Origin of the sequence: Acinetobacter lwoffii (assembly GCF_049367455.1) — a bacterium.
GTDB classification, from domain to species: domain Bacteria; phylum Pseudomonadota; class Gammaproteobacteria; order Pseudomonadales; family Moraxellaceae; genus Acinetobacter; species Acinetobacter lwoffii_W.
Window position 1 is genome coordinate 618,236 of sequence record NZ_JBMPXW010000001.1, and the last position, 23,542, is coordinate 641,777.

19 protein-coding genes, 1 tRNA gene and 1 pseudogene are annotated in these 23,542 nt (G+C 41.9%); 12 read left to right on the top strand and 9 right to left on the bottom strand.

The annotated features are described in order from the left end of the window. Window positions 1-36: 36 nt before the first annotated feature. From ACO1B7_RS03060 to ACO1B7_RS03070, 3 genes are all read right to left on the bottom strand, one after another. Window positions 37-1,227, bottom strand: coding sequence for a hypothetical protein (locus ACO1B7_RS03060; RefSeq protein ID WP_004279387.1), 1,191 nt, complete (start codon window positions 1,225-1,227; stop codon window positions 37-39). 95 nt (window positions 1,228-1,322) lie between these two features. Further along, window positions 1,323-2,363: a coiled-coil domain-containing protein gene (locus ACO1B7_RS03065; protein ID WP_004279386.1), complete on the bottom strand. Its 1,041-nt coding sequence runs from the start codon at window positions 2,361-2,363 to the stop codon at window positions 1,323-1,325. Between the two features lie 143 nt (window positions 2,364-2,506). Further along, the gene (locus tag ACO1B7_RS03070) at window positions 2,507-3,193 is read right to left on the bottom strand and encodes a carbonic anhydrase (RefSeq protein WP_005104680.1); all 687 of its coding nucleotides are present in this window, start codon (window positions 3,191-3,193) and stop codon (window positions 2,507-2,509) included. 483 nt (window positions 3,194-3,676) lie between these two features. Here ACO1B7_RS03070 and ACO1B7_RS03075 point away from each other — a divergent pair, with 483 nt between their 5' ends. Further along, window positions 3,677-4,354 carry a DUF421 domain-containing protein gene (locus ACO1B7_RS03075; protein WP_004279384.1) on the top strand — a complete coding sequence of 226 codons (678 nt, stop codon included), beginning with the start codon at window positions 3,677-3,679 and terminating at the stop codon, window positions 4,352-4,354. Here ACO1B7_RS03075 and ACO1B7_RS03080 read toward each other — a convergent pair. The 3 genes from ACO1B7_RS03080 to ACO1B7_RS03090 form a co-directional block, all read right to left on the bottom strand. Next, window positions 4,351-5,052, bottom strand: coding sequence for an HAD family hydrolase (locus tag ACO1B7_RS03080; RefSeq protein WP_004279383.1), 702 nt, complete (start codon window positions 5,050-5,052; stop codon window positions 4,351-4,353). The genes ACO1B7_RS03075 and ACO1B7_RS03080 overlap by 4 nt on opposite strands. A gap of 147 nt (window positions 5,053-5,199) precedes the next feature. After that, complete coding sequence (locus tag ACO1B7_RS03085; protein ID WP_004279382.1) at window positions 5,200-6,354, bottom strand: porin; 1,155 nt, start codon at window positions 6,352-6,354, stop codon at window positions 5,200-5,202. 136 nt (window positions 6,355-6,490) lie between these two features. Beyond that, window positions 6,491-7,729 carry an MFS transporter gene (locus tag ACO1B7_RS03090; RefSeq protein ID WP_423090304.1) on the bottom strand — a complete coding sequence of 413 codons (1,239 nt, stop codon included), beginning with the start codon at window positions 7,727-7,729 and terminating at the stop codon, window positions 6,491-6,493. A 137-nt stretch (window positions 7,730-7,866) separates the two neighbouring features. Between ACO1B7_RS03090 and ACO1B7_RS03095 the strand changes: the two are divergent. From ACO1B7_RS03095 to putP, 5 genes and pseudogenes are all read left to right on the top strand, one after another. Beyond that, a pseudogene (locus ACO1B7_RS03095) lies at window positions 7,867-8,495 on the top strand (1-acyl-sn-glycerol-3-phosphate acyltransferase). A gap of 63 nt (window positions 8,496-8,558) precedes the next feature. Continuing rightward, entirely contained in the window at window positions 8,559-9,476 is a 918-nt protein-coding gene (locus ACO1B7_RS03100) for a patatin-like phospholipase family protein (RefSeq protein ID WP_423089805.1), read from the top strand. A gap of 102 nt (window positions 9,477-9,578) precedes the next feature. Further along, entirely contained in the window at window positions 9,579-10,052 is a 474-nt protein-coding gene (locus ACO1B7_RS03105; RefSeq protein WP_005247004.1) for an NfeD family protein, read from the top strand. A 12-nt stretch (window positions 10,053-10,064) separates the two neighbouring features. Continuing rightward, entirely contained in the window at window positions 10,065-10,919 is an 855-nt protein-coding gene (locus ACO1B7_RS03110) for an SPFH domain-containing protein (RefSeq protein WP_004279377.1), read from the top strand. 213 nt (window positions 10,920-11,132) lie between these two features. Next, window positions 11,133-12,623, top strand: coding sequence for a sodium/proline symporter PutP (gene putP, locus ACO1B7_RS03115; RefSeq protein ID WP_423089806.1), 1,491 nt, complete (start codon window positions 11,133-11,135; stop codon window positions 12,621-12,623). A gap of 82 nt (window positions 12,624-12,705) precedes the next feature. Here putP and ACO1B7_RS03120 read toward each other — a convergent pair whose 3' ends face one another. Then, complete coding sequence (locus tag ACO1B7_RS03120) at window positions 12,706-13,614, bottom strand: polyprenyl synthetase family protein (protein ID WP_278357178.1); 909 nt, start codon at window positions 13,612-13,614, stop codon at window positions 12,706-12,708. A gap of 222 nt (window positions 13,615-13,836) precedes the next feature. Further along, entirely contained in the window at window positions 13,837-15,027 is a 1,191-nt protein-coding gene (prpF, locus tag ACO1B7_RS03125) for a 2-methylaconitate cis-trans isomerase PrpF (RefSeq protein WP_423089807.1), read from the bottom strand. 332 nt (window positions 15,028-15,359) lie between these two features. Here prpF and ACO1B7_RS03130 point away from each other — a divergent pair, with 332 nt between their 5' ends. The 4 genes from ACO1B7_RS03130 to ACO1B7_RS03145 all read left to right on the top strand — a co-directional run bounded on the left by ACO1B7_RS03130 (window position 15,360) and on the right by ACO1B7_RS03145 (window position 19,983). Continuing rightward, window positions 15,360-16,715: an amino acid permease gene (locus ACO1B7_RS03130; RefSeq protein ID WP_184413592.1), complete on the top strand. Its 1,356-nt coding sequence runs from the start codon at window positions 15,360-15,362 to the stop codon at window positions 16,713-16,715. An 88-nt stretch (window positions 16,716-16,803) separates the two neighbouring features. Beyond that, window positions 16,804-16,879 (top strand) — tRNA-Arg (locus tag ACO1B7_RS03135). Window positions 16,880-17,216: 337 nt separating this feature from the next. Beyond that, window positions 17,217-18,521: an OmpP1/FadL family transporter gene (locus tag ACO1B7_RS03140; protein WP_423089808.1), complete on the top strand. Its 1,305-nt coding sequence runs from the start codon at window positions 17,217-17,219 to the stop codon at window positions 18,519-18,521. Window positions 18,522-18,831: 310 nt separating this feature from the next. Then, the gene (locus ACO1B7_RS03145) at window positions 18,832-19,983 is read left to right on the top strand and encodes an OmpP1/FadL family transporter (RefSeq protein ID WP_423089809.1); all 1,152 of its coding nucleotides are present in this window, start codon (window positions 18,832-18,834) and stop codon (window positions 19,981-19,983) included. A gap of 59 nt (window positions 19,984-20,042) precedes the next feature. Here ACO1B7_RS03145 and thrH read toward each other — a convergent pair whose 3' ends face one another. Then, window positions 20,043-20,660 carry a bifunctional phosphoserine phosphatase/homoserine phosphotransferase ThrH gene (thrH, locus tag ACO1B7_RS03150; protein WP_004646225.1) on the bottom strand — a complete coding sequence of 206 codons (618 nt, stop codon included), beginning with the start codon at window positions 20,658-20,660 and terminating at the stop codon, window positions 20,043-20,045. A 204-nt stretch (window positions 20,661-20,864) separates the two neighbouring features. On the opposite strand from thrH, the gene ACO1B7_RS03155 reads away from it, so the two are divergent. Then, a complete protein-coding gene (locus ACO1B7_RS03155; RefSeq protein ID WP_004279369.1) occupies window positions 20,865-21,599 on the top strand; it encodes a phosphoadenylyl-sulfate reductase in 735 nt (244 codons plus the stop codon). A 463-nt stretch (window positions 21,600-22,062) separates the two neighbouring features. Then, a complete protein-coding gene (locus tag ACO1B7_RS03160; RefSeq protein WP_005104698.1) occupies window positions 22,063-23,445 on the top strand; it encodes a WS/DGAT/MGAT family O-acyltransferase in 1,383 nt (460 codons plus the stop codon). The last annotated feature ends 97 nt before the right edge of the window (window positions 23,446-23,542 follow it).

A 23,542-nucleotide genomic window follows, 5' to 3' on the forward strand; every position in this document is an offset into this window, starting at 1 on the left:
CATAGCTTTATGATGCTTTGGTTAAAAAAATTAAGTTTAGAATGAGTCAAATGACCAGCTAAATGCCCTATTTTTAAGTAAAATTTTAAAATAATCAAAATCCTTATAATCATTTAAACACTGTTCATCTCGTAATATTTTTTTTTGAATTTCGTTCAAATCACGTTGGTATTTTTTAGCCAAATCCACAGGTTTAAAGGTCTGTTTATAGAAACCTGAACTCTCCCAATCAAATGAGTAAATAATATTATCTACCTCAAACTGCAATTGCTCAATTTGCTCTTCTAACAATAGATTATAAGATTTTAAATGTTCATTTGCGATTTTAACTGCTTGTTTTTGATCACCTTGCTCTGTATAAGCACGTAACTTTAATAGAGCTAGTAAATCTTTTTCCTCTAGCGCCGTATTGGCTTGCTGTAATAATTCAGTTTTTTCAATGCGTTTTTGCTCATCTCGCTCACGGTCAGGATGGATCACTGAGGCAATTTTTAAATAGATACTTTTTAATGACTGCCCTGCCATTTTTTTTGCATCTTCAAGTTGCATTTGCTTCTTTAAAATTTTCTTTTTCTCTTTTTCGGCAAACTTTTGATATTCTTCACGCTCACGATCATTCAGTTGATTTTGAATAAAATCGGCTTCTTCTCGATCAAATTTGGCTTTTACTTTTTGCATAAATTCTTCAAGATTTTCGAGATCAAAATCAAAGTCAATCCAGTCTTCAGACACACCTAATTGATCTGCAAGAATTCCCTTCATCACTTGTTTCTGCATCATTTCATCAGCATCATGCTCTGGATGAGAATAATTCTCTGCTTGCGATGTAACCGTCTGAAAATTAGAGCTCTCTTCTAAAAGGTTATAATATTTAGCAATGACTATCGCCAATTCATGTTGCTGTTCAGACAGATTAGGATTATCTAAGAGCAGACTCGCTAAAATCGAAATTTTTTCATCTAAACGCTGTAAATGGGTTTTAGCAAATTTATGCGATTGTTTATATTGCCAAAGTACTTCTAATTGACTAAATAAAACTTGATGCCATTTGCTATATAATGGCAATAGTTCTGCACTTGCATCCTGCTGTACTTTTTGTTGTGCTTGTTGCCACTCTAACAAAGATGCTTGAAGTTTCTCAATTTTTAAAATCAGACGATTAAACTTCTTTTGTTGTGGGGATAAATTTCCAGTTTCTTGATATAAGCTTAAATCTAAAATGCTCATTACTTTGTTTCAATACAAATGCTATTCAACTCATTATTTTAACATAACGAATACCTAAGACCGTTGGTTTAGAGAGTAAAAAACTTTTTACTTCATTAAATCCCATGCCTTAAAAACATCTCCAAGCCGCTCACCTTTTTGATATACATCAAGCGTTCTTTTTCGACTTTAATCTGCTGTTTAATGGCTGAAGTATCTTCATCAATCTGCTTATACAGGTCAGCAATTTGAACTTTCCCTTTCGCCTTTTTCACGGCAATTCTGGTTTTCGATGACCAGACCAATCTATGGATCAAGGTATCGATCTGTTCTTGTAATTTCCGGCTTTGTGCATCCAAAGCCAATTGATAGAATCTTAGTTGCTCCGCACTTAAACCTTTTTGTGAAATATCCTGATCTTGCTCGATCTGCAGTTGCATTTTCAGTAACGTAAACAGGTCTTGTTCTGCATAAGCCTCATTGGCACGTTGCAATAATTCAGTTTTCTTGATTTTTTTGACATCATTCACTTCACGGTCAGGGTGAATGATGGCAGCAATTTTTAAATAAACGGTTTTCAATGACTGCTCTGCCATCGCTGCTGCCTGCTCCTGTTTTTCCTGCTGGCGTTTTAATCTGGCTTGCTCACGTGCCTGCTGAAAATGATCTGATTCCCATTCTTCAAATACTTCTGCATCTGCAAGATCTGAGGGATTCTCATTCTTAAAGAATATTTCCAGTTCATTTATTTTCTTTTGGCTTTTTCTGAACTGGGCATGCTCGGCACGTTGCTGATAGTAAGTGAAAATTTCATTCACTTTATGGGCTTGTTGCACCGACATTGCCTGAGAGTCTTTTAGATAATTTGCAAGGTATTGAATCTTTTCATCCAGCACCACCAGTTCTGCCTTGGAAAATGTAGTTTCCTGCAGGTGCTTCCAGAGCTGTTCCAGCTGCTTGAACAGTACACCATGCAATTCATGGTAGACCGGCATAAATGTTTTATGGGTATATTGTTGCAGCTCTTCTTCAGCCTGTTGCCATTGGTGTAATTCCTGTTTCTGTTGCTCGATTTTATCAATCAGATGATCCAGCTTCTTCTGCTGTGGCGAAAGCGCTGTAAATGGCTGAATCATGGTTTTCAAGTCAAAGAGCATGGCAGCGGAAAGACCAATAGGAAATACTATCTATAGTAATTCTTTCAGCTTTCGCCACATAGTTCTTTTCAACCGGCCCTTTCGAAATTTGTATCAGAATTAAAAAAAGCAGACCAAAGTCTGCTTTTTCGCTCTCATATTGATTATTCCAGCACTACACGGCCATTCAAGGACTGCACCGGACGGTTATTTGGGTGTCCCATCAGTTTGGCAAATTCCGAAATCTGCTTGGCAGAAGCCTGCTGAATATCCTTCAGGATCAGCCAGCGTACGCCTTCAGAACAAGGCGGTGTGGTCAGCGAGCCGCTAAAGCGATAATAATCCAGATTCTTAGGCAACATCTGATTCACCGCTTGTGGCGTTTTCAAAACCACTTTTTCACCCTGTTTTTTTGGTAGGCGACTCCACATGCGTTTGAGCATCTGACTTTCCTGTCCCTGTTCAAACATCATCCCCACCACAGCCAGCTCACCTTTGGCATTGGAATGGACAAAATGGATTTCCAGTGGATAGCTTTTACCCTTGATCAGGTTTTCACTCGGGCTGTGCAAATGAAACTGCTTCAGTACAAAGGTATCGCCATCCAGTTGCAATTCACCACCTTGCGCAAAATCCACCTGAACAGTATGACCTTTATTTTCGATCGCATGAATCATGGTGTTATAGCTGAACTTGAGCGGTTCCAGTTCTGCTTTCACTGTTCGCTCAATATTGATTGGCGACTGGTTCAGACCGTTACAGGCCGAATATTTCTGGCTCAAAGTCGACCATTGCTCAGGCTGAGTATAATCCCACTCCGTATCTGCCCAGACCGCTGTACTTAAACCCATAACCGTTAAAAGCGTGAATATTTTTTTCACAATACATCCCTTATTGGAAGTCAAAATCACAATTTCTAATTTAAAAACAGTTTATTAACCTGGTGTAATCACTCTATTTTTCAGGCCACAAACTACAGATGTTTATAGAAATGAAGTGATTTGCTTACAAATTTCTAAACACTCCCAGGTATTCAAAACACATTATTCAGAATTTATATTGATAGATTTCAAATGGATAATAATTTTATAGATTTAAAAATAGACAGCAAAGAATGTGATCTTCTTCAAATTTAATCTGCTGATTTTTTATGCGTTATTTACATGAAATCTCTATCTTATTTTGAATAAATTAAATAGCTGTATTTTTAAGCTCAAGCTTCTTTTTTAAATAGAATCTATCTTTATTCATAAACTTACATAAACACAGCAGCAAATAAAATACTGATATTGCTAGACTCGAGCCAAAGAGCAAAGTAAGGATAAAGAATTTAAATGGACTGGGCGACCATATTTATAAATGACACCACTTGGGAGTTTACCGCAGAAATTTTGCTGCGTTGTGCCCTGATGTACACGATGATTATCCTGTTTCTGCGTCTGACCGGAAAACGCGGGGTACGTCAGCTTTCCATCTTCGAAGTCGCTATCATTTTGAGCTTGGGTTCGATTGCCGGTGACCCGATGTTTACCGAAGATATTCCCCTGATTCAGGCAGTTCTGGTGATGTCGGTGATTATTATCATGTACCGCCTGACCACCTGGCTCATGATGAAATATCAGTGGTTTGAAGACCTACTGGAAGGTAAACCGATTTATATCGTAGAAGATGGCGTGCTGGTCGTTGAAGAAATTAAAAAAGGTAAGATGTCACATGATGAATTCTTTGCCGAAATGCGCCAGCAAGGCGTAGAGCATCTGGGTCAGGTACGCACCGGTTTACTGGAAACTGACGGTAAGTTCAGTATCCTGTTCTTCAAATCGGATGAGGTTCGGCCTGGGCTGCCACTTTTCCCTAAAACCTGTTCTATAGTCCAACAGGTCAAGGCTGGGCAATTATATGCCTGCATTTACTGTGGACAGGTACAAACCCTTTCGCATGCCAACCAGCAATGTCCGCGCTGTGATTCTTCGCAATGGGCCGAAACGATTGACTGTTTAAGAATAACTTAAGTCTGATTCAGTAACTGCAAATGCGCAAAAATTTCCGGCAGTTGCTGAATTTTATATCGGATATGTTCGGCATCGGCATGAAAGCCTTGCATCCATAATGCATGCATTCCGGCCTCTGTAGCTCCTTGTACATCATTAATGGGATGGTCGCCAATATACAGGCACTGTGCAGGCTGCACGCCTAGACGCTCTGCCGTGATCTGGAATATTTCCGGCTGTGGTTTGTTAAAACCCACCAACCCCGAACTGATGATCTCATCAAAATAAGTTTCAATACCCAAACCCCGAATCGTATTTAAACGGGTGTCATGTCCGCCATTGGAAACAATGGCCAGCTGATAACCCTCATCTTTCAGCTGCGTTAATACTTGCTCTGCTGCCGGCATTTCTACGGCGAAACGGCCAAACTGGCTAAACCAGAATTGGGCCAGTTCATCTATGGTTGGGGGATTTAACCAAGACAGTTCCTGCAACAACGCATAAGCAGCCGAAGCCCCGATACTACCATGCGTCAGCAATTCCTTTTTAGGATAACCGCCATTATCGATGCGTCTTACAATCTCGATAATTTTGTCAGACTCGACCTGTTTCAATGTTGGCGCATAATATTCTGCCAGATAACGGCTATAGGCTTGTGTCGTCAGATCACGATGGGTCAAGGTATTGTCGAGGTCAAATAAAACGGCTTGAATAGGCATAATTTTCAAAACGAAATGCTGAAACTTTCAATCATGTTAACAGCCCTACACTTGTTAGATCAGACATAAAATTGCTAAGTTTTGTTGTTTTAAGCATAAAAAAAGCGATGCCAAAGCACCGCCTTTTCTTAGCTTACAAAGTCTAAATTAGAATTTGTATTCAACACCTGTACCAACAACTGGCTGTTTAGTTTCAGCTGAACCTTGTTCAAGTGTTAAAAGACCCGTGTAACCGTATGCTTTTACTTGTTTAGAGAATGCATAGTCTGCACCCACAAGAATTTGTTGGGCTTCAAAATCTGCAACATTGGCTTTTGTAAAGCTTGTAGAGTTTTGACTATATTGGCCTTTTACTGTCCACTTATCAGCATTTGGTAATTTATATTCTGCTCCAATTAGCCAGCCTTGTGCATCATCAATATCATTACCATTTACAGCAATACCATTACTTGCCACTGAAGTTGCATTTGAATTACCTTCAACCTCTGCAAGATCAGATGTTTGGAATAACGCCTTAATGGCTAAGTTATCATTTACATTTACTCGGCCAATCGCACGAATTGTATCAGCAGCAGCTAACAAAGCTTTTGCTGTACCAATTTCACCATTTTGTGTGTTTAAGATACCTACACCAGCAAAGTTGGATGGAATCGCTTTATCATAACCAAGACCTAAAACAACTGCTTTGCTGTCATATACTAAAGATGCTGACCATGCATCACCTAAGCCACGGCCTGCAACTTTAGCACCGCCTTTAGAAGAGCTAATACCACCGGCTTCACCTGTAGCTAATAGTGCAGTTGCTTTTAGTTTACCTTCACCGACTGCAAAGCCAGGAGCTTCATAGACGACAACATTATCGATACGGTTTTCACCGGTAAAGATACCTGCCATATCCGCTTTATTTGCAACATAGTTATTGAAAGTATCAACTACTGAAGAAAGCTGTTTTACAGGCGTATCGATTTTACCTAGTTTTACTGTACCTAACTTTTCATCTTTAAGACCGACTAAAAGATTACGCGGTACAAATGTATCTGTACTTCCACCATTGTCTACATAGAAGGTAAATTCAGCTTGATAAAGCCCACTTAAACGGTCAGTAAGTTTCTCCTCACCTTTTAAACCCAAGAATGAATTATTAGTATTCAGTTCAATAACATCGCGATCAGACACAGGTGAAGCATTGTCTTCAGGTAAATAATCAACTGTGGCATCAATCTCACCATAAAAAGTTGGTGCTGCAAAAGTTGTCCCCGCCAAAAGGCTGAATGCAATTGCTGTCGCTAACTTAGTTTTCATCAAAAAAATCCTTAATTTATTTTGTAACAAATAATACACACGGCGCTTATATTACAAAATTATTAAATTAATATTTATATATTCTATTTAGTACTTTAGGCTAACATTTAACCAAACAGTTGATTATTTAGAAATTTTATACTTTTTCTGCAACTTTCATCCATCGGAAAATTGGAATTAGACTGAAAATTGCCACGATCACGATCAGATTCAGATAATTTTGATAGCCTAAAGCATCTCCAAAAATGCCACTCAGGCTATAAAGTCCCCCACTCACCGTGGCCATCAGAGCAACCTGAAAGGTAAAATCTGTCCCTGCCAGATGCTTACGGCTGTATTGCATGACCAAGGTCAACATGACCACCAAAAGCATGGCTGAGACCATGTCTTCGGCCGCATTGATCAGATAAATGATCCAATTTTCTACTTTGTTTTGAGCTTCATACTGGCCAGCCAGCCAGGCATAAGCTATTAAGCTTAATATTTTTAGAATTGAGAAAACGATCAAACTCGAGCTGCGCGACCAGTATTTCAGGCACCAGCCAGCCAATCCGGCCCCAATCAAGGCAGCCAACGCTCCCAGCATGGTGACATAGAGACCAATCTGGCTAAAGCTCAGTCCGAGATCTACCATTAAAGGTTTTAACAAAGGCCCAGATAAACCATCAGTGATTTTAAAGGTCAGTAAGACCAGAAGCCACCTCGCCAAGCTTAAATCTGACCAGAAGTATTGAAAATAGGTTTTTATATTGCTGAGTGCAGCTCCTTTATCAGCTGGCGTGATAATTTTTGAATGCTGAGGTTCTCTAAAAAATAAAATGGGTAAAGTATTAAGAAAGACCAGAGCCGCCAATAATAAAAAGGTGCTTTGCCATTTTAAAATATCCAAAAGCCATAATATGGCCCCACCTCCAACAATAAATCCCAGTCGTGAACCGATGACCTGAAAGGTATTACCCCAATGTTGCTGTTCATTTTTCAGAACATTGACCGCCAGTGCATCAGTCGCAATATCCTGCGTGGCCCCGATCCCATTCATTAGCAAAAGCGTGATAAAAAACAGCAGTAAATACAGCGGCTGATTCAAGGCCTGAATCGGTAGAAACGAGAGCCCAATCAATACAGCAACTGACAGCCATTGCAAGGGAATAATCCAGCTACGGTAATGGCCTTGGGATTTCTTCCCATAACGATCGACCCAAGGTGCCCAGAATATTTTAATCGACCAAGGCAGCATTAACAGGCCAAAGCCCCCGATATGCGCCAGTGATACCCCTTCAGCCCGTAAAATGACCGGCAAGGCATGCGTCATAAATCCGACCGGAAGCCCCTGTGCCCAATACAGCGAAAATAGTAAGATATAGGTATTCCGCATATTTAGGCCAAGTCCTTCAGTTGAAAATGCATCACCAGCATTTAAGATGCTATACATTTTGCCAATGATCCGGATTTTACAAAAGTCTAATATGATCAAAAATAAAGAAAAATTCGTTTCAGGAAGAGACATAAGCAATGGCCCAGACACGTTTCCCCCAACTCCCGCCGCATGTACCAGCCCGCGGCAGCAAGCTGAGCCGGACTTTTTTCAGGCAGCTTTTTTTGGGCCAAGGCTGGCGTCTGGAAGGTGAATTTCCAGACTTACCTAAAGCAGTCGCGATTATTTCTCCGCATACTTCAAATATTGATGCCTGGCTGGGTTTTAATGCGCTGCTTGGTCTCGGTATTCAGATTACGATTTTTGGTAAAGACAGCCTGTTTCGCACACCACTAAAACCGGTTCTGGAATGGATTGGCGTCGTTCCGGTCGTCCGAGATAGTCCACAAGGTCATACCCGACAAATTGTCGAGATTATTGAAAAATCAGAACAGATCTGGGTCGGTATGGCACCGGAAGGTTCACGTAAGGCACCAAAAAAATCCGCAGCGGTTTTTATCCTATTGCCAGAGCAGCCCATTTGCCGATTGTGATGTTTTCCTTTGATTATGATATCAAGACCATTCATATCCTGGGCGTGTACCATCTGACTGGTGATTATGAATACGACTTGGAACAGATTTATCAGCATTATCAAGGTAAATTCTCAGCCAAAAATCCGGACTGGGTGGCCAAGCCGTTACAAAAGCTTTTGAAAAAAGACTAGGCAAATACGCCTTTTTTTGATGTGATAGCCTGAATTTTGTTGATTTAATCACCAGTTTTTATAATGAAATTAGCTCGTTATGCCTTAATTGGCTGCCTTGGTTTCAGTCTTGCAGCCTGTGACAAAGCCACTAAAACACCTACGCCTGCCACGCCATTAAAGGCCCGTGAACCTGTCGTCGCCATTGCCCTCGGTGGCGGCGGTGCCAAAGGTTTTGCCCATATTGGCGTCATTAAAGTGCTCGAATCACACGGCATCAAACCGAAAATCGTCACCGGTACCAGTGCCGGTAGTTTTGTCGGTAGCCTGTATGCCAGTGGCAAATCGCCTTATCAGTTACAGCAGATTGCCCTGAATTTTAAAGAATCGGATATCCGCGATTTAACCTTGAACCGGCAAGGGATTATTGCTGGGCAAAAATTGCAGGATTTCGTCAACAAGAATGTAGCGAACAAACCAATTGAACAATTCCCAATTCGTTTTGCTGCAGTTGCCACTCGCCTGGACAATGGCCGCAAGGCAGATTTTATTAAAGGCAATGCCGGACAGGCAGTTCGTGCTTCCTGTAGCATTCCGAATGTGTTTGTGCCTGCAGTGATTGGTGGAAGCAAATATGTCGATGGCGGTCTGGTCAGTCCGATTCCGGTCAAGACCGCCAAAGATATGGGAGCAGACATTGTGATTGCCGTGGATATTTCTGCCCGTCCGGACAGCAATAAAGCACTCAACATGTGGGGCGTACTGGACCAGACTATTAATATTATGGGTCAGCAAAGTATCAATGAAGAACTTAGCCAGGCTAATATTGTAATCCAGCCTAAAGTAGGCCATATCGGCACATTGGATTTAAAAGCCAGCAATGAAACCATTCTAGAAGGTGAAAAGGCTGCTCAGCTGAAAATCCGTACTATTGAAAAAGCCATTAGCAACTTCAAGCAGTCTCCCGCGGCATTTAAACCGCCACGTCCGGCAAAATTTTGATGCATGAATTTTTTATATTCATCTGCGGCCGCATCTGCTACATTGAAGATCAATCATATAAAGATGATGATTAATTAAATACTTAGCGATATAGGTCACGATATGGAATTAGTTCTTGAACCTTGGCACTGGTTTGTATTAGGCATCCTTCTGATTCTATCGGAATTACTACTGCCCGCATTTGCTGCCCTGTGGTTCGGGATCGGTGCCATCATGGTTGGCGTCCTGTACTGGATGTTCCCGATGATGGGACTGACGACCCAGCTCCTGACCTGGATCGTACTTTCTATTCTGTGTACGCTGCTCTGGTTTAAGTTTATCAAGCCACTTTCCATTGATAAGACCAAAGCCGGTCTATCGCGTGAAGCGACCATTGGTCAGGTGGGCATGGTGATTCAGACTAATCTGGATCATGGGCAAATCCGGGTGCGCTTTCCGATGCCAGTTTTAGGTTCGGATGAATGGGAATGCCGAACTCTGGACCCAGTTCAGGTCGGAGACCGCGTTCGCGTCGTGGATATTCTGGGTAATGACCTGGTCGTACAACCTCACAGCACGAATTATCAAAATCAATAAGGTGAATAAGCTATGTCTGGTGGTTCTATCATTGTTATCGCGTTTCTGGCCTTTGTTGCGATTACCATTTTTAAAGGTGTGCGGATTGTGCCACAAGGTTACAAATGGATTGTACAGCGTCTGGGTAAATACCACACCACCCTAAATCCGGGCCTGAATTTTGTCATTCCTTATGTCGATGAAGTCGCCTATAAAGTCACAACTAAAGATATCGTTTTGGATATTCCCTCACAGGAAGTGATTACCCGTGATAATGCGGTCCTGCTGATGAATGCCGTGGCTTATATTAATCTGACCACACCAGAAAAAGCCGTGTACGGGATTGAAAACTATTCCTGGGCGATTCAGAACCTGGTGCAAACCTCACTGCGTTCGATTGTCGGGGAAATGGATCTGGATGATGCTTTATCTTCGCGTGATCATATCAAGGCACGCTTAAAATCCAGTATTTCAGATGATATCTCGGACTGGGGTATTACCTTAAAAACTGTTGAAATTCAGGATATTAAGCCATCTATCACCATGCAAACAGCGATGGAAGAACAGGCCGCTGCTGAACGTCAGCGTCGTGCGACTGTGACTAAAGCTGACGGTGAAAAACAGGCCGCGATTCTGGAAGCGGATGGCCGTCTCGAAGCGTCACGCCGTGATGCCGAAGCGCAAGTGGTATTGGCGGAGTCTTCACAACGTGCAATTGACATGGTGACGTCTGCCATTGGTGATAATGAAATTCCAGTCGCCTATTTACTCGGTGAACAATATATTAAAGCCATGCAGGATATGGCCAAATCGCCAAATGCCAAGACGGTAGTACTTCCAGCCGATGTGTTAAATACGATCCGTGGTGTTATGGGTCGCCCTAACTAATTGATCTTTTCACTTTATATATAGGCAGCCTGAGGGTTGCCTATTTTTATTCGCACAAGAAAATCTCAGCAAAAATTGTGAATTTATGGTTAAATTTCGCGTTTATTTTTGAAATCTACTGGATTTGATGTTGCCTGGCTTTCGGATTAAAGCTTTTCGCAGCTGTCTTATTCCTTGTTTCGATCTACTGTCCAACTTAAAAATGGATACCGTATGAGCTCCCTAAATCCAACCTTAATTACTTTTCTTTTCTATATTGTCGCGATGGTGGTGATCGGCCTGATGGCTTATCGCGCGACAAGCAACTTTTCCGATTACATCTTAGGGGGCCGACGTTTAGGGAGTTTTGTCACTGCACTTTCTGCAGGGGCTTCCGACATGAGTGGCTGGCTCCTCATGGGCCTGCCCGGTGCGATTTATCTTTCCGGCCTGTCTGAGATGTGGATTGCCATCGGTCTGATTATTGGTGCCTGGCTCAACTGGCTGCTGGTTGCTGGCCGTCTGAGGGTGCATACCGAAGTTCAGCACAATGCCCTGACCCTGCCGGATTATTTCTCGAATCGTTTTAACGACCAGAAGAAAATCCTGCGTATTGTTTCGGCTTTCGTGATTCTGACTTTCTTTGCGATTTACTGTGCTTCCGGCATGGTTGCAGGCGCGCGTCTGTTCGAAAGCATGTTTGACATGTCTTATAGCACCGCGCTCTGGATCAGTGCGATTGCCACCATCAGCTATGTGTTTATTGGTGGCTTCCTGGCTGTGAGCTGGACCGATACCATTCAGGCGGGGCTGATGATCTTTGCCCTGTTGCTGACACCAATCGTGACGTTGATGGCATTTTCAGATATGTCTCAGGTAACTTTGGCACTGGAAGCTGCTCGTCCTCAAGCAATGAATATTCTGGGTGATCTGAGCTTTGTTGCGATTATTTCTCTGCTCGCCTGGGGTCTGGGTTACTTTGGCCAGCCGCATATTTTGGTGCGCTTCATGGCAGCCGATTCGGTCAAGTCGATTCCAAATGCACGCCGTATTGGCATGACCTGGATGATTCTATGTCTGGGCGGTGCAGTCGCAGCCGGCTTCTTTGGGATCGCCTATTTCCAGCAGCATCCGGAACTGGCAAGCGTAGTGAATGCCAATCCTGAAACCGTATTTATGGAACTGACCAAAATCCTGTTTAACCCATGGATTGCAGGTGTAGTTCTGGCGGCGATTCTTGCCGCAGTAATGAGTACTTTAAGCTGTCAGTTATTGGTCTGTTCAAGCACCTTGACAGAAGACTTCTATAAATCTTTCCTGCGTAAAAATGCCTCGCAAAAAGAACTGGTCTGGGTTGGCCGTTTGATGGTACTGCTGATTGCCTTGCTGGCGATCTGGATGGCGGGTAATCCTGAATCCAAAGTACTGGGGCTGGTGGCGTATGCCTGGGCAGGTTTTGGTGCCGCCTTTGGTCCGCTGATTATCCTGTCACTGTTCTGGAAACGCATGACCTTGAATGGTGCTTTAGCAGGGATGATCATAGGTGCAGTCGTGGTTATTTTCTGGAAAAACCTGTTTGCAGACACTGGCCTGTATGAAATCGTTCCTGGCTTTATCTGTTCAATGCTGGCGATTGTGGTGGTGAGCCTGATGGGCAAAGCGCCAACAGCAGAAGTGACTGACCGTTTTGAAGAAGCTGAACGCCTGTACAACGAAAGCAAATAATTCTGTAACAACTAGAAAAGAGGACTTCAAGTCCTCTTTTTTATGGAATGTTCTTATACCTGAGAAGAAAAATATGTTCCAATCAGCTTTTTCGCATGAGCAGGAACCGGGTAATTTGCATCAACTCTTCCGCCTGACCTTCAAAATGGGCAAGCGCCGTTAGGGCTTGATCGTGTAATTGCTGGGCATAGGCTTTGGCCTGCTCCAGACCCATCAATGCCGGATAGGTTGATTTTTCAACCTGTTCATCTTTACCTGCAGTTTTCCCCAAGACTTCGGTATCGGAAATAATATCCAGAATATCATCCTGTACCTGGAAGGCCAGACCAATCGCCTGTCCAAACTCACGTAATTTAGGAATGGCCAGATCGGTACCTTCAAAGATTGTCACCGCCGCCATCATGATCGCAGCACTAATCAAAGCACCGGTTTTATTGCGATGGATGGTTTCCAGTGCTTGCTGATCGATTTTTTTGCCTTCAGACTGTAAATCTAAAACCTGACCATTCACCATTTTCGAAGAGGCTGTCGCCAGAATCTGCATCTGTTTCAATACAATGGAAGCTTCTACCGCTGGCCCCTGATCAAACAGACGGCTACCCAAAATTTCAAAAGCCATCGATTGCAGGATATCACCTGCCAAAAGCGCGGTATCTTCTCCATAAGCCACATGACATGTCGGCTGGCCACGGCGCAGCAAATCATTGTCCATACACGGCAGATCATCATGGGCCAGTGAATAGCAGTGAATAAACTCGATTGCAACCGCTGCACGGCGCACTGCAGCACTATTCTGATTGGGTTTTAATGCAGCAGTGGCATAGCATAGCGCTGGACGTACTCGCTTGCCACCAAGCATCACAGCATGATGGACTGCCGACCTTAACGGTTCTGGAATGGCAAAGGCTTCCAGAGCGGTCAATAAATCCTGTTGAATGCGGTGTTGTGCTTGAGTGAGTGCATGGGTTGATACGTCAGTGATAGATGACACATTCGCCTCGAATACGTAGTCCAGAAGAATAAAATGACAAGCGAATAAATGCCTGTACGGTGATCAGGCATTGTACCTAGAAATGCCTTGAATTTTCAGCCATAAATCGAATTGTTCTACTGAAATTTGCTATTCAATATCAAATAAGCAAGTCAGAGATTTTAAACCATAAAAAACCACCGCAGAACCGGTGGTTTTACAGGCTAAATGTATGCACGGCATTTAAACGAGAACATCTTCTGGTACGCGCACCCAGCCTTCCATCAATACGCGGGCACTACGGCTCATAATCGCTTTCTTCACTTTCCACTCACCATTTTCAAAACTTGCTTGTGCACCCACTCTTAAAGTCCCGGAAGGATGACCGAAACGCACCGCTTCACGCTCTACCCCACCTGCGACCCGGTTCACCAATGTTCCGGGAATGGCAGCTGCCGTACCAATAGCCACTGCAGCCGTGCCCATCATGGCATGATGGAGTTTACCCATAGACAAGGCACGAACCAGAATATCGGTATCTGCTTCAGTGACGGTTTTGCCACTTGAACAGGTATAGTTACTCGGTGGTGCAACAAAGGCAATTTTTGGCGTGTGTTGTCGGGTTACGGCTTCGGCAATATCCTGAATCACTCCCATCTGCTTCGCTGCATAGGCACGAATTGTCTCAAATTTTGTCAGGGCTGCTACGTCATTATTGATATGATCCTGAAGCTCTGTGCCCTTATAGCCGAGATCTCCAGCATTCAAAAAGACGGTTGGAATGCCGGCATTAATCATGGTCACTTCAAAGTTGCCAATATTTGGCACTTCCAAAGTATCGACCAGATTACCTGTCGGAAACATCGAACCACCTTCAGCATCATCATCAGCTGGATCCAGAAACTCGATCTGCACTTCCGCCGCAGGAAAGGTTACGCCATCCAGTTCAAAATCACCCAGCTCCTGCACTTGACCATCTTGCATCGGCACATGTGCAATAATGGTTTTCTGAATATTGGCCTGCCAGATGCGTACTGTGCACAACCCATTTTCAGGAATACGTTCGGCATCAACCAGACCATTGGAAATGGCAAATGCACCTACTGCCGCGGTCAGATTGCCACAGTTGCCACTCCAGTCCACAAAAGGACGATCAATTGACACCTGACCAAATAAATAATCGACATCATGATCAGCGTGCAGGCTTTTTGACAGAATGACCGTTTTACTAGTACTGGAATTGGCACCCCCCATACCATCAATCTGCTTCCCATAAGGGTCTGGACTACCAATCACGCGCAGCAAAAGCTGATCACGAATCCGGCCCGGCTGTTGTGCTGCTATAGGCAGGTCATCCAGCTTAAAGAAAACACCTTTACTGGTGCCTCCACGCATATAGGTGGCAGGAATCTTGATTTGGGCGGCAAAACTCATGAATTATTTCATCCTTTGACTTGTCTTTGTTTTCGTACGGGTTATTCAATATTTATATTCAAAGTATAGTATGTTGAAAGCAGAACTGCTTGACTGCCAGACCTTAGTATAAAAAAACGGCATTTGTGTTTTATCCAAGAAAAAAGAGAACTCGTCAGTTACACTTTCAATAAAATTAATATATTGATTCATTTATATTTTATTTCAGTTATTTATATGAATATTTTTTATCATTCCTTCAACAATATTTCATTCTTAGGATGGACTAGGCTTCTTTAGTCTGATCAATTACAATCAGCCACTTATCATTTTCCATTGTCGGGCTGAACACTTTGAATAACGAGTCTTCACAACTTCAGCGTGGCTTAAAGAACCGTCATATTCAGTTGATCGCCATGGGCGGTGCAATTGGCACAGGCTTATTCTTAGGTTCCGCACAGGTGATCCAATCTGCGGGTCCTTCTATTATTTTAGGCTATGCCATTGGGGGCCTGATTGCATTTTTAATCATGCGTCAATTGGGTGAGATGATTGTTCATGAACCTGTCGCAGGTTCATTCAGCCATTTTGCTTATAAATACTGGGGCAAATTCCCTGGTTTCCTTGCGGGTTGGAACTACTGGATTTTGTATATCCTGGTGGCCATGACCGAACTTACTGCGGTTGCGAAATATATTAACTACTGGTGGCCTCATATTCCAGCCTGGGCATCGGTATTGTTTTTCTTTATCGTGATTACACTGGTCAACCTCGGCAATGTGAAATTCTACGGTGAATCAGAATTCTGGCTTTCCATCATTAAAGTGACTGCGGTCATCTCGATGATTGTCTTTGGCCTGTATCTGATCCTGACTGCTGATCCTTCTTCAGGCGCATCTTTTAGCAATCTTTGGACCGCGGGTGGTTTCTTCCCGAATGGTTTTGAAGGTCTGTTCTACATGCTGGCATTCTTAATGTTTGCCTTCGGTGGTATCGAACTCATTGGTATGGCGGCTGCAGAAGCTGAAAATCCGGAAAAAACCATTCCGAAAGCCATTAATCAGGTGGTGTTCCGTATTCTGATTTTCTATGTTGGTGCCTTGACAATTCTGTTGTCACTCGTGCCTTGGAATCAGCTTGAGCTTGGTGGTCTGGACAAAAGTCCTTTTGTGATGATTTTCAGTCAATTGGGAATTGGCTGGGCAGCACACTTACTGAACTTTATTATCCTGACAGCAGCACTGTCTGTGTATAACAGTGGCATGTACGCCAACAGCCGTATGCTCTATGGTCTGGCTCAACAAGGAAATGCACCTAAAGTCTTCATGAAAGTGAATAAGCAAGGTACGCCGATTCCTGCCGTATTATTCTCTGCTGTACTGATTTTTGGCTGTGTACTACTTAATTACTTCGTGCCTGAAGATGCCTTAAGTCATCTGATTTACATCGTAGTCGGTGCATTGGTATTGAACTGGGCCATGATTACCCTGACCCATCTCAAGTTCATTCAAAGCATGAAAAAGCTAGGACAGAATACTTCCTTCCCTGCGCTTTGGTCTCCGGCGGGTAATATTCTGGTTCTAGGTTTCATTCTTACGATTCTTTACATCATGTGGACGCAAGGATTCCAGGAATCTATTTTGATGATCCCGCTTTGGATCGTGGTCATGTTCGGTCTGTTTAAGTTACTTAAGCCTAAAAATACCTAGACAACTCCTGTAGCTATGAGTCCTTAAAAGTTATTGCTTCGGCAATAACTTTTTTTTGTATTTTTTACAGTACAATAGCCTTCTTTTCGCGCCCTTAGCTTAACTGGATAGAGCAGTTGCCTCCTAAGCGACCGACGTAGGTTCGAGTCCCGCAGGGCGCACCATCCTTTCAAAATGTGATCTATACTTCAAAAAATTAGCGTTAATCTTCATATTTTTAGAATATTTTTTATACAAAAAATCATTTTTTCTTCATTATTTTATTTCTATTACTTTCAAATACTTATTTCAAAATGAGGCTATTTTTTGGTGTAAAAACTCTATTTTGATGCTTTTTTAGACTAATTAGTTTTTTCTAGAGCATTTACTCTTATTTTAATTGTGCTATTTTTGTCACATGGAGTAACAAATGATTGCGGATAAATACCCGAAATCTCCAAGAATTTAATAAGTGCAAACAACAACGCTAGATATAAATTTGTACCTCAAGGAAAGACGTAAATGAAATTAAAAACATTAACTACTGCAATGATTCTTGCAACTGTACCAATGACAGGTGCTTTTGCTGCAGGTATGGATCGTTCTGGTCAATCTATGGCTGCATTCTTACAACCGGGTAACTACTTTGAAGCAGGTATTTCTGTTTTAGATCCGAATGTTTCTGGCAAAGTAAAAAATGGTTATACGCCTTCAGCAGCAGTTCCACCAGCAGCAGTAGGCCTACAAAATACCAGCGTTGATGATATGGCAGGTGACTACTACTTCCCGTCTGCAGCACTAAAATTACAATTAAACGATAATTTTTCTTTTGGTTTAATTTACGACCAACCATTTGGCGCTGATGTTACTTATTCAACTGGCGACACAGGTTCAGCAGCTTTAGGTGGCGCAGGTTTATTCCATGACGGAAATGAATCAACATCAGCAGAAGTAGATACACAAAATATTAGCGTTATTCTAGGTTTTCAACCTACTGAAAATTGGAACTTCTATGGTGGTGGAGTCTATCAAACAGTAAAAGGTAATGTCCAATTACGTGGTTACGCTTACAGTGGAACAAATAATTTTGGTGGTTACAACGCAAATATTGGTGAAGACTCAGCAGTTGGTTGGTTAGCAGGTTTTGCATACCAAATTCCAGAAATTGCTTTAAAAGCATCTGTAACATATCGCTCAGAAATTAAACATGAGTTAACTGTTGACGAAAGCTCTATTGCTGCATTGGGAACAAATCCAGGTACAGTAATCAATATGAACAATGGTCTTGGCGAAACTGAGATTACCACACCTCAATCTATTAATTTAGATTTACAAACAGGTATCATGGCTAATACCGTAGCATTCGCAAATGTACGCTGGGTTAATTGGAAAGATTTTTCAATCCGTCCATACGCGTTCGGTAAAGGCGCAGAAGCTGCATCAACAGCATTAACTGGTGGTGCTTACACGAAAGGCTTTAACTTACTCGACTATTCTGATGATCAAATTTCTGCAACAGTAGGTGTAGGTCGTAAATTCAGTGAACAATGGGCTGGTAATGTATCTGTAGGTTACGACACAGGTGCAGGTAACCCTGTATCAACATTTGGCCCTACTGAAGGCTACTGGAACGTAGGCTTAGGTTTACAATTTAGCCCTGCTCCAAACTACTTTATTGCAGGTGGCGTGAAATACTTTATGTTGGGTGATGCTACAGCACATTCTGGTTCATATTCTGTTCCTGGCAATGCTCAAAATGCTCAAGTTGCAGAATTTGAAGACAACGATGCATGGGCATACGGCTTAAAAATTGGTTACCGCTTCTAATCCCTTAGTTTTCAAAGGAGCCACTCTTCGGGGTGGCTTTTTTGCACTTAAAACCCACTCGTTTTTATACAAGTGTTAACCAAATGTTCAAACTTAAAGCAATTAAACTCATATTTACCCAAACATCACCCTAAAAAAATTATTTAATAAAATTCATTTACTTAAGACCTAAAAATAGTTCTTTTACTCTAATCAACTGCTATTTATAACTTATTCAGTTCATTTATTCTGCGAAGTTGAGCATTTACTCTTTTTTCAAATGTGTTACTTTTCCTGCACTTTTTGTTACATAAAGCATCAGGGAACGACCATGAAGCTCAATAGAATTTATTCGGCTATTTTACTTAGTACTCTCCCACTTACACCTGCGCTTGCTGCTGGTTTAGACCGTTCTGGTCAGTCTATTGCTGCATTTTTACAACTGGGTAATTATGCAGAAGCAGGTATTACTGTGATTGATCCTAGCGTATCTGGAAAATCTATTCCTCAACTAGGTAATGAATCTATCAGCGACATGGCAGAAGACTACTACTTTCCATCTGCTGCTATTAAAGTTCAAGCAACTGATAAAATATCTTTAGGTCTGATTTATGATCAACCTTATGGTGCCGATTCAATTTATCCAACAAATAATGTAAGTTTTTCACAAGTAAATCCTCTTAGTACTCAACGAGAAAGCACTCAAGTAGAAGTAAAAACTAATAACCTTACAGCTTTAATCGGTTATCAACCAACTGAAAACTGGAATTTTTATGCTGGACCTGTTTGGCAAACTGTAGAAGCTAAAATTGCATTACGAGGTGCAGCTTATGGAAATTCGGGCTATGATATTAAACTTGATGAAGAAGAAGCTTGGGGCTGGCTTGCTGGTTTCGCTTATCAAATCCCTGAAATTGCTTTAAAAGCAGCTATTACTTATCGTTCAGAAATCGATCATGAGGCAAATTCAACAGAGAGCTTTGGATTTGGAACTATTGCATCGCCTCTTTCACCAGATGTTACAGCTACAACACCTCAATCTGTAAATTTAGATCTTCAAACAGGTATTGCAGCAAATACTTTAGCCTTTGCTAACGTACGCTGGGTAAATTGGAGCCAATTTGCAGTAACACCTAATTTATTAAAATTACGCTCAGGTAGTAATTTGATTGACTACTCAGATGATCAATGGTCTGCAAATGTTGGTGTTGGCCGTAAATTTAGCGACAAATGGTCTGGCTCTGCTTTAGTAAGTTATGACTCAGGTGCAGGTAATCCTGTAACAACACTAGGACCAACCGAAGGTTACTGGGGTGTAGGTTTAGGTGGACAATATAGCCCAGCCGAAAATTACTTTATTCAAGCAGGTGTTCGCTATATGTGGTTAGGTGACGCTGAGGCTAAAGCAGGCCCTAATGTTGTAGGAGAGTTCACCGATAACACTGCAATCGCATATGGCATGAAAATCGGTTACCGCTTCTGATTTTTTGATAGATTCAATAAAAAAGGCGCTTATAGCGCCTTTTTATTTACTTAAATTCTTTAAGCAGGGATATCACGCACTGAAGCATTACGAATTGCTTCTTTTAACGCATCATAACCACGAATTGGCGGGAATTGCGGGAATTCAGCAATCACATTTTCAGGCGCATCAAATAGGAAACCATGGTCTGCCTCACCTAACATTGTAGTATCGTTATAAGAATCCCCTGCCGCAATCACACGGAAATTCAAACCATGCAGTGCTTTAACAGCCTGACGTTTTTGATCTGGCTGACGAAGTTTATAAGCCGAGATCATGCCCGCTTCATCCGTTTCCAGTTTATGACAGAAAATCGTCGGCCAATCCAGTTGCTTCATCAATGGATGTGCAAATTCATAGAAAGTATCTGAAAGAATAATTAATTGAAAATGCGTACTCACCCATTTCACAAATTCTTTTGCTCCTGGGAATGGACCCATTTCTGCAATCACTTCCTGAATATCATTCAAGCCTAAACCGTGCTGTTTTAAAATATTCAGACGTTGGGTCATCAGTACATCATAGTCAGGAATGTCACGAGTCGTCGCTTCAAGCTCTTTAATACCGGTTTTTTTGGCAAAGTTAATCCAGATTTCTGGAACCAACACACCTTCTAAATCTAGACATACGACTTCCATGAACATTCCCTCTAAGTTGTATTGAAAAAATTTTGCACTATCATAGCTGAAGCAACAGATTTTGTACTGTACTTTTTTAAATCTATTTTTTTCATAAGTATTTATTTTTTAGTGATAAGTCAATTAAATCAATTCTATTAAAATAGATGTGAAATTAACTAATATAGGCCATGTCCTTTCCAAGCCTATATCGCCAGGATTCTCATGACCATCATTCCTACTATTGATCGTATTGATGCACTTGCATCTGAATATGCAGATAAATCGCCCAATGAAATTTTGGCACTTGCACTGAGCCAGCAAGGTGAAATTGCGATTTCATTTTCTGGTGCTGAAGATATTGTATTGATTGATATGGCATCGCATCTCGGTAAACCGTTCCGGGTATTCAGTCTGGATACTGGCCGTCTACATGCAGAGACGTATCAGTTTATTGAACGGGTACGTAAGCATTACAACATCGAGATTGAAATCTGCTTCCCTGAAACGGATGCAGTACAAAATTTAGTGACCACCAAAGGTTTATTCAGTTTCTTTGAAGATGGCCATCAGGAATGTTGCGGTATACGCAAGGTTCAACCGCTACGTAAAAAACTGGCGACGCTGGATGGCTGGATTACTGGTCAGCGCAAAGACCAAAGTCCGGGTACACGCAATGAAATTCCTGTGGTTCAGGCAGATTCAGGTTTTTCCGGTCCGGGAAAACAATTGATCAAGTACAATCCTCTAGCCAACTGGTCCAGTGCAGATGTCTGGAGTTATATCCGTATGATGGAAGTCCCTTATAATGCCCTGCATGAGAAAGGTTTTGTTTCTATCGGCTGTGAGCCTTGCACCCGCCCTGTGCTGCCAAATCAGCATGAACGCGAAGGCCGCTGGTGGTGGGAAGAAGCCACCCATAAAGAATGTGGCTTACATGCTGGCAATCTAAAAAAATAAAGTTAAGTTTTATCGTTCCTATTGATTGAAAGACTATTTTTTAATAAAGATAGTCTTTTTTAATTGATAATTTTACATTTAGTGACAAGATAGAAATTACCTTTTATCGGGATAATATTATTTTAATTAAAGAATTGATAAAATTTTAGCTCATTGATTTATTTGCATAAAATGTGAAATTGAACACAATGCTATTCTTCTAATAACACATAATTATTAAGTTACACTCCACTTCGCCTAGAAAATACTATTTTTAGAAATCTATTTTAAAACTAAAATTTTCACATTTCATAAACTTAGGAAGATATTTTGTTCTTGTCAATAGCCACTTTTTCACAGTTGAGGCAAGATAAAGCAGTTCATTTATATGCTAAAAAAGATATACTTTAAAAACTAAAGTAATAATTCTAACAAGGCCTTTTAGCAAAAAAGCCATAGAGAATGCAGTGAGGCAATCCACGCTATGCGTCCATTACATCCAATTGATTTTATTTTCTTAACTTTAGAGAAACGGCAGCAGCCTATGCATGTAGGTGGACTATTTTTATTCCAAATTCCCGACAATGCGTCAGCTTCCTTTATTCAGGATCTAGTCACGGATATCCAGAATTCGAAATGCTCTCCAATCCCACCTTTTAACAATTATTTAAACGGCCTGTTTTGGGATGAAGACCAGGAATTTGATTTAGATCATCATTTTCGTCATATTGCCCTGCCAAAACCGGGCCGTATCCGTGAATTGCTGACCTATATTTCACAAGAACATAGTGCCCTGATTGATCGTGCCAAACCTTTATGGACCTGTCATATCATTGAGGGCATTGAAGGTAATCGTTTTGCCATGTATTTCAAAATTCACCATGCTATGGTGGATGGAATCGCTGGCATGCGTCTGGTAGAAAAGTCGCTTTCACATGATCCAAATGCCAAGAGTATTGTACCGCCATGGTGTGTGGAAGGGCCACGTGCCAAACGCCTTAAAGCACCTAAAGTGAACAGGTTTAAAAATGTCCTGCAGACCATTAAGGGGCAACTGGAATGTGCGCCACGAGTTGCTTATGAACTGTCGCAAACCGTCATGAAAGATATGGGACGCAATCCGGATTATGTATCCAGCTTTCAGGCGCCAAGCAGTATTCTGAATCAACGCGTCAGTGCTTCACGTCGCTTTGCAGCCCAGTCTTTCGAATTTTCACGTTTACGTCATATTTCTAAGGCATTGGGCGTGACCATTAATGATATTGTCTTGGCCATTTGTTCAGGTGCATTACGTGAATATTTATTATCGCAAAATGCCTTACCGAAAAAACCGTTAATTGCTATGGTTCCAGCTTCTGTTCGCAGTGACGATTCAGATATATCCAACCGTATTACCATGATTCTGGCCAATCTGGGCACGCATAAAGAAGATCCGCTAGAACGTCTCAAGATCGTACGCCGCAGTGTGCTGAGTGCCAAAGAGCGCTTCAAACGCATGAATGCCAACCAGATTTTGAACTATAGTGCCTTTGTCTATGGTGCAGCAGGTCTGAATATTGCCTCCGGTTTAATGCCGACACGTCAGGCGTTTAACGTGATTATTTCCAATGTACCTGGACCACAAGAGCCCCTTTACTGGAATGGTGCCCGTCTTGAAGCACTTTATCCGGCTTCTATCGTACTGGATGGTCAGGCCTTGAATATCACCATGACCAGCTATCTAGACAAACTGGAAGTCGGCTTGACCGCATGTCGTAATGCTCTGCCGAAAATGCAGAACTTGCTGACGCATCTGGAAGAAGAAATTCAACGTTTTGAACTTATTGTAGATGGCGAACCTGTCCCAAAGTTACGGGCGGTAAGCTAGCCACGGATGAATAAATAAGATAGATGGGCTGCCAAAGGTGCTGATCATTTTTGCCAGTCTTTGAGCACAGAATAAAGGGACCGATCTGGTCCCTTTT

Coding starts and splice junctions, on each gene's coding strand:
- ACO1B7_RS03080 (WP_004279383.1), bottom strand. CDS start 5,052: ATGCCTATTCAAGCCGTTTTATTTGACCTCGACAATACCTTGACCCAT.
- ACO1B7_RS03100 (WP_423089805.1), top strand. CDS start 8,559: ATGAAATTAGCTCGTTATGCCTTAATTGGCTGCCTTGGTTTCAGTCTT.
- putP (WP_423089806.1), top strand. CDS start 11,133: ATGAGCTCCCTAAATCCAACCTTAATTACTTTTCTTTTCTATATTGTC.
- ACO1B7_RS03110 (WP_004279377.1), top strand. CDS start 10,065: ATGTCTGGTGGTTCTATCATTGTTATCGCGTTTCTGGCCTTTGTTGCG.
- ACO1B7_RS03065 (WP_004279386.1), bottom strand. CDS start 2,363: ATGCTCTTTGACTTGAAAACCATGATTCAGCCATTTACAGCGCTTTCG.
- ACO1B7_RS03140 (WP_423089808.1), top strand. CDS start 17,217: ATGAAATTAAAAACATTAACTACTGCAATGATTCTTGCAACTGTACCA.
- ACO1B7_RS03070 (WP_005104680.1), bottom strand. CDS start 3,193: ATGGGTTTAAGTACAGCGGTCTGGGCAGATACGGAGTGGGATTATACT.
- prpF (WP_423089807.1), bottom strand. CDS start 15,027: ATGAGTTTTGCCGCCCAAATCAAGATTCCTGCCACCTATATGCGTGGA.
- ACO1B7_RS03060 (WP_004279387.1), bottom strand. CDS start 1,227: ATGAGCATTTTAGATTTAAGCTTATATCAAGAAACTGGAAATTTATCC.
- ACO1B7_RS03160 (WP_005104698.1), top strand. CDS start 22,063: ATGCGTCCATTACATCCAATTGATTTTATTTTCTTAACTTTAGAGAAA.
- ACO1B7_RS03085 (WP_004279382.1), bottom strand. CDS start 6,354: ATGAAAACTAAGTTAGCGACAGCAATTGCATTCAGCCTTTTGGCGGGG.
- ACO1B7_RS03155 (WP_004279369.1), top strand. CDS start 20,865: ATGACCATCATTCCTACTATTGATCGTATTGATGCACTTGCATCTGAA.
- ACO1B7_RS03090 (WP_423090304.1), bottom strand. CDS start 7,729: ATGCGGAATACCTATATCTTACTATTTTCGCTGTATTGGGCACAGGGG.
- ACO1B7_RS03075 (WP_004279384.1), top strand. CDS start 3,677: ATGGACTGGGCGACCATATTTATAAATGACACCACTTGGGAGTTTACC.
- thrH (WP_004646225.1), bottom strand. CDS start 20,660: ATGGAAGTCGTATGTCTAGATTTAGAAGGTGTGTTGGTTCCAGAAATC.
- ACO1B7_RS03105 (WP_005247004.1), top strand. CDS start 9,579: ATGGAATTAGTTCTTGAACCTTGGCACTGGTTTGTATTAGGCATCCTT.
- ACO1B7_RS03145 (WP_423089809.1), top strand. CDS start 18,832: ATGAAGCTCAATAGAATTTATTCGGCTATTTTACTTAGTACTCTCCCA.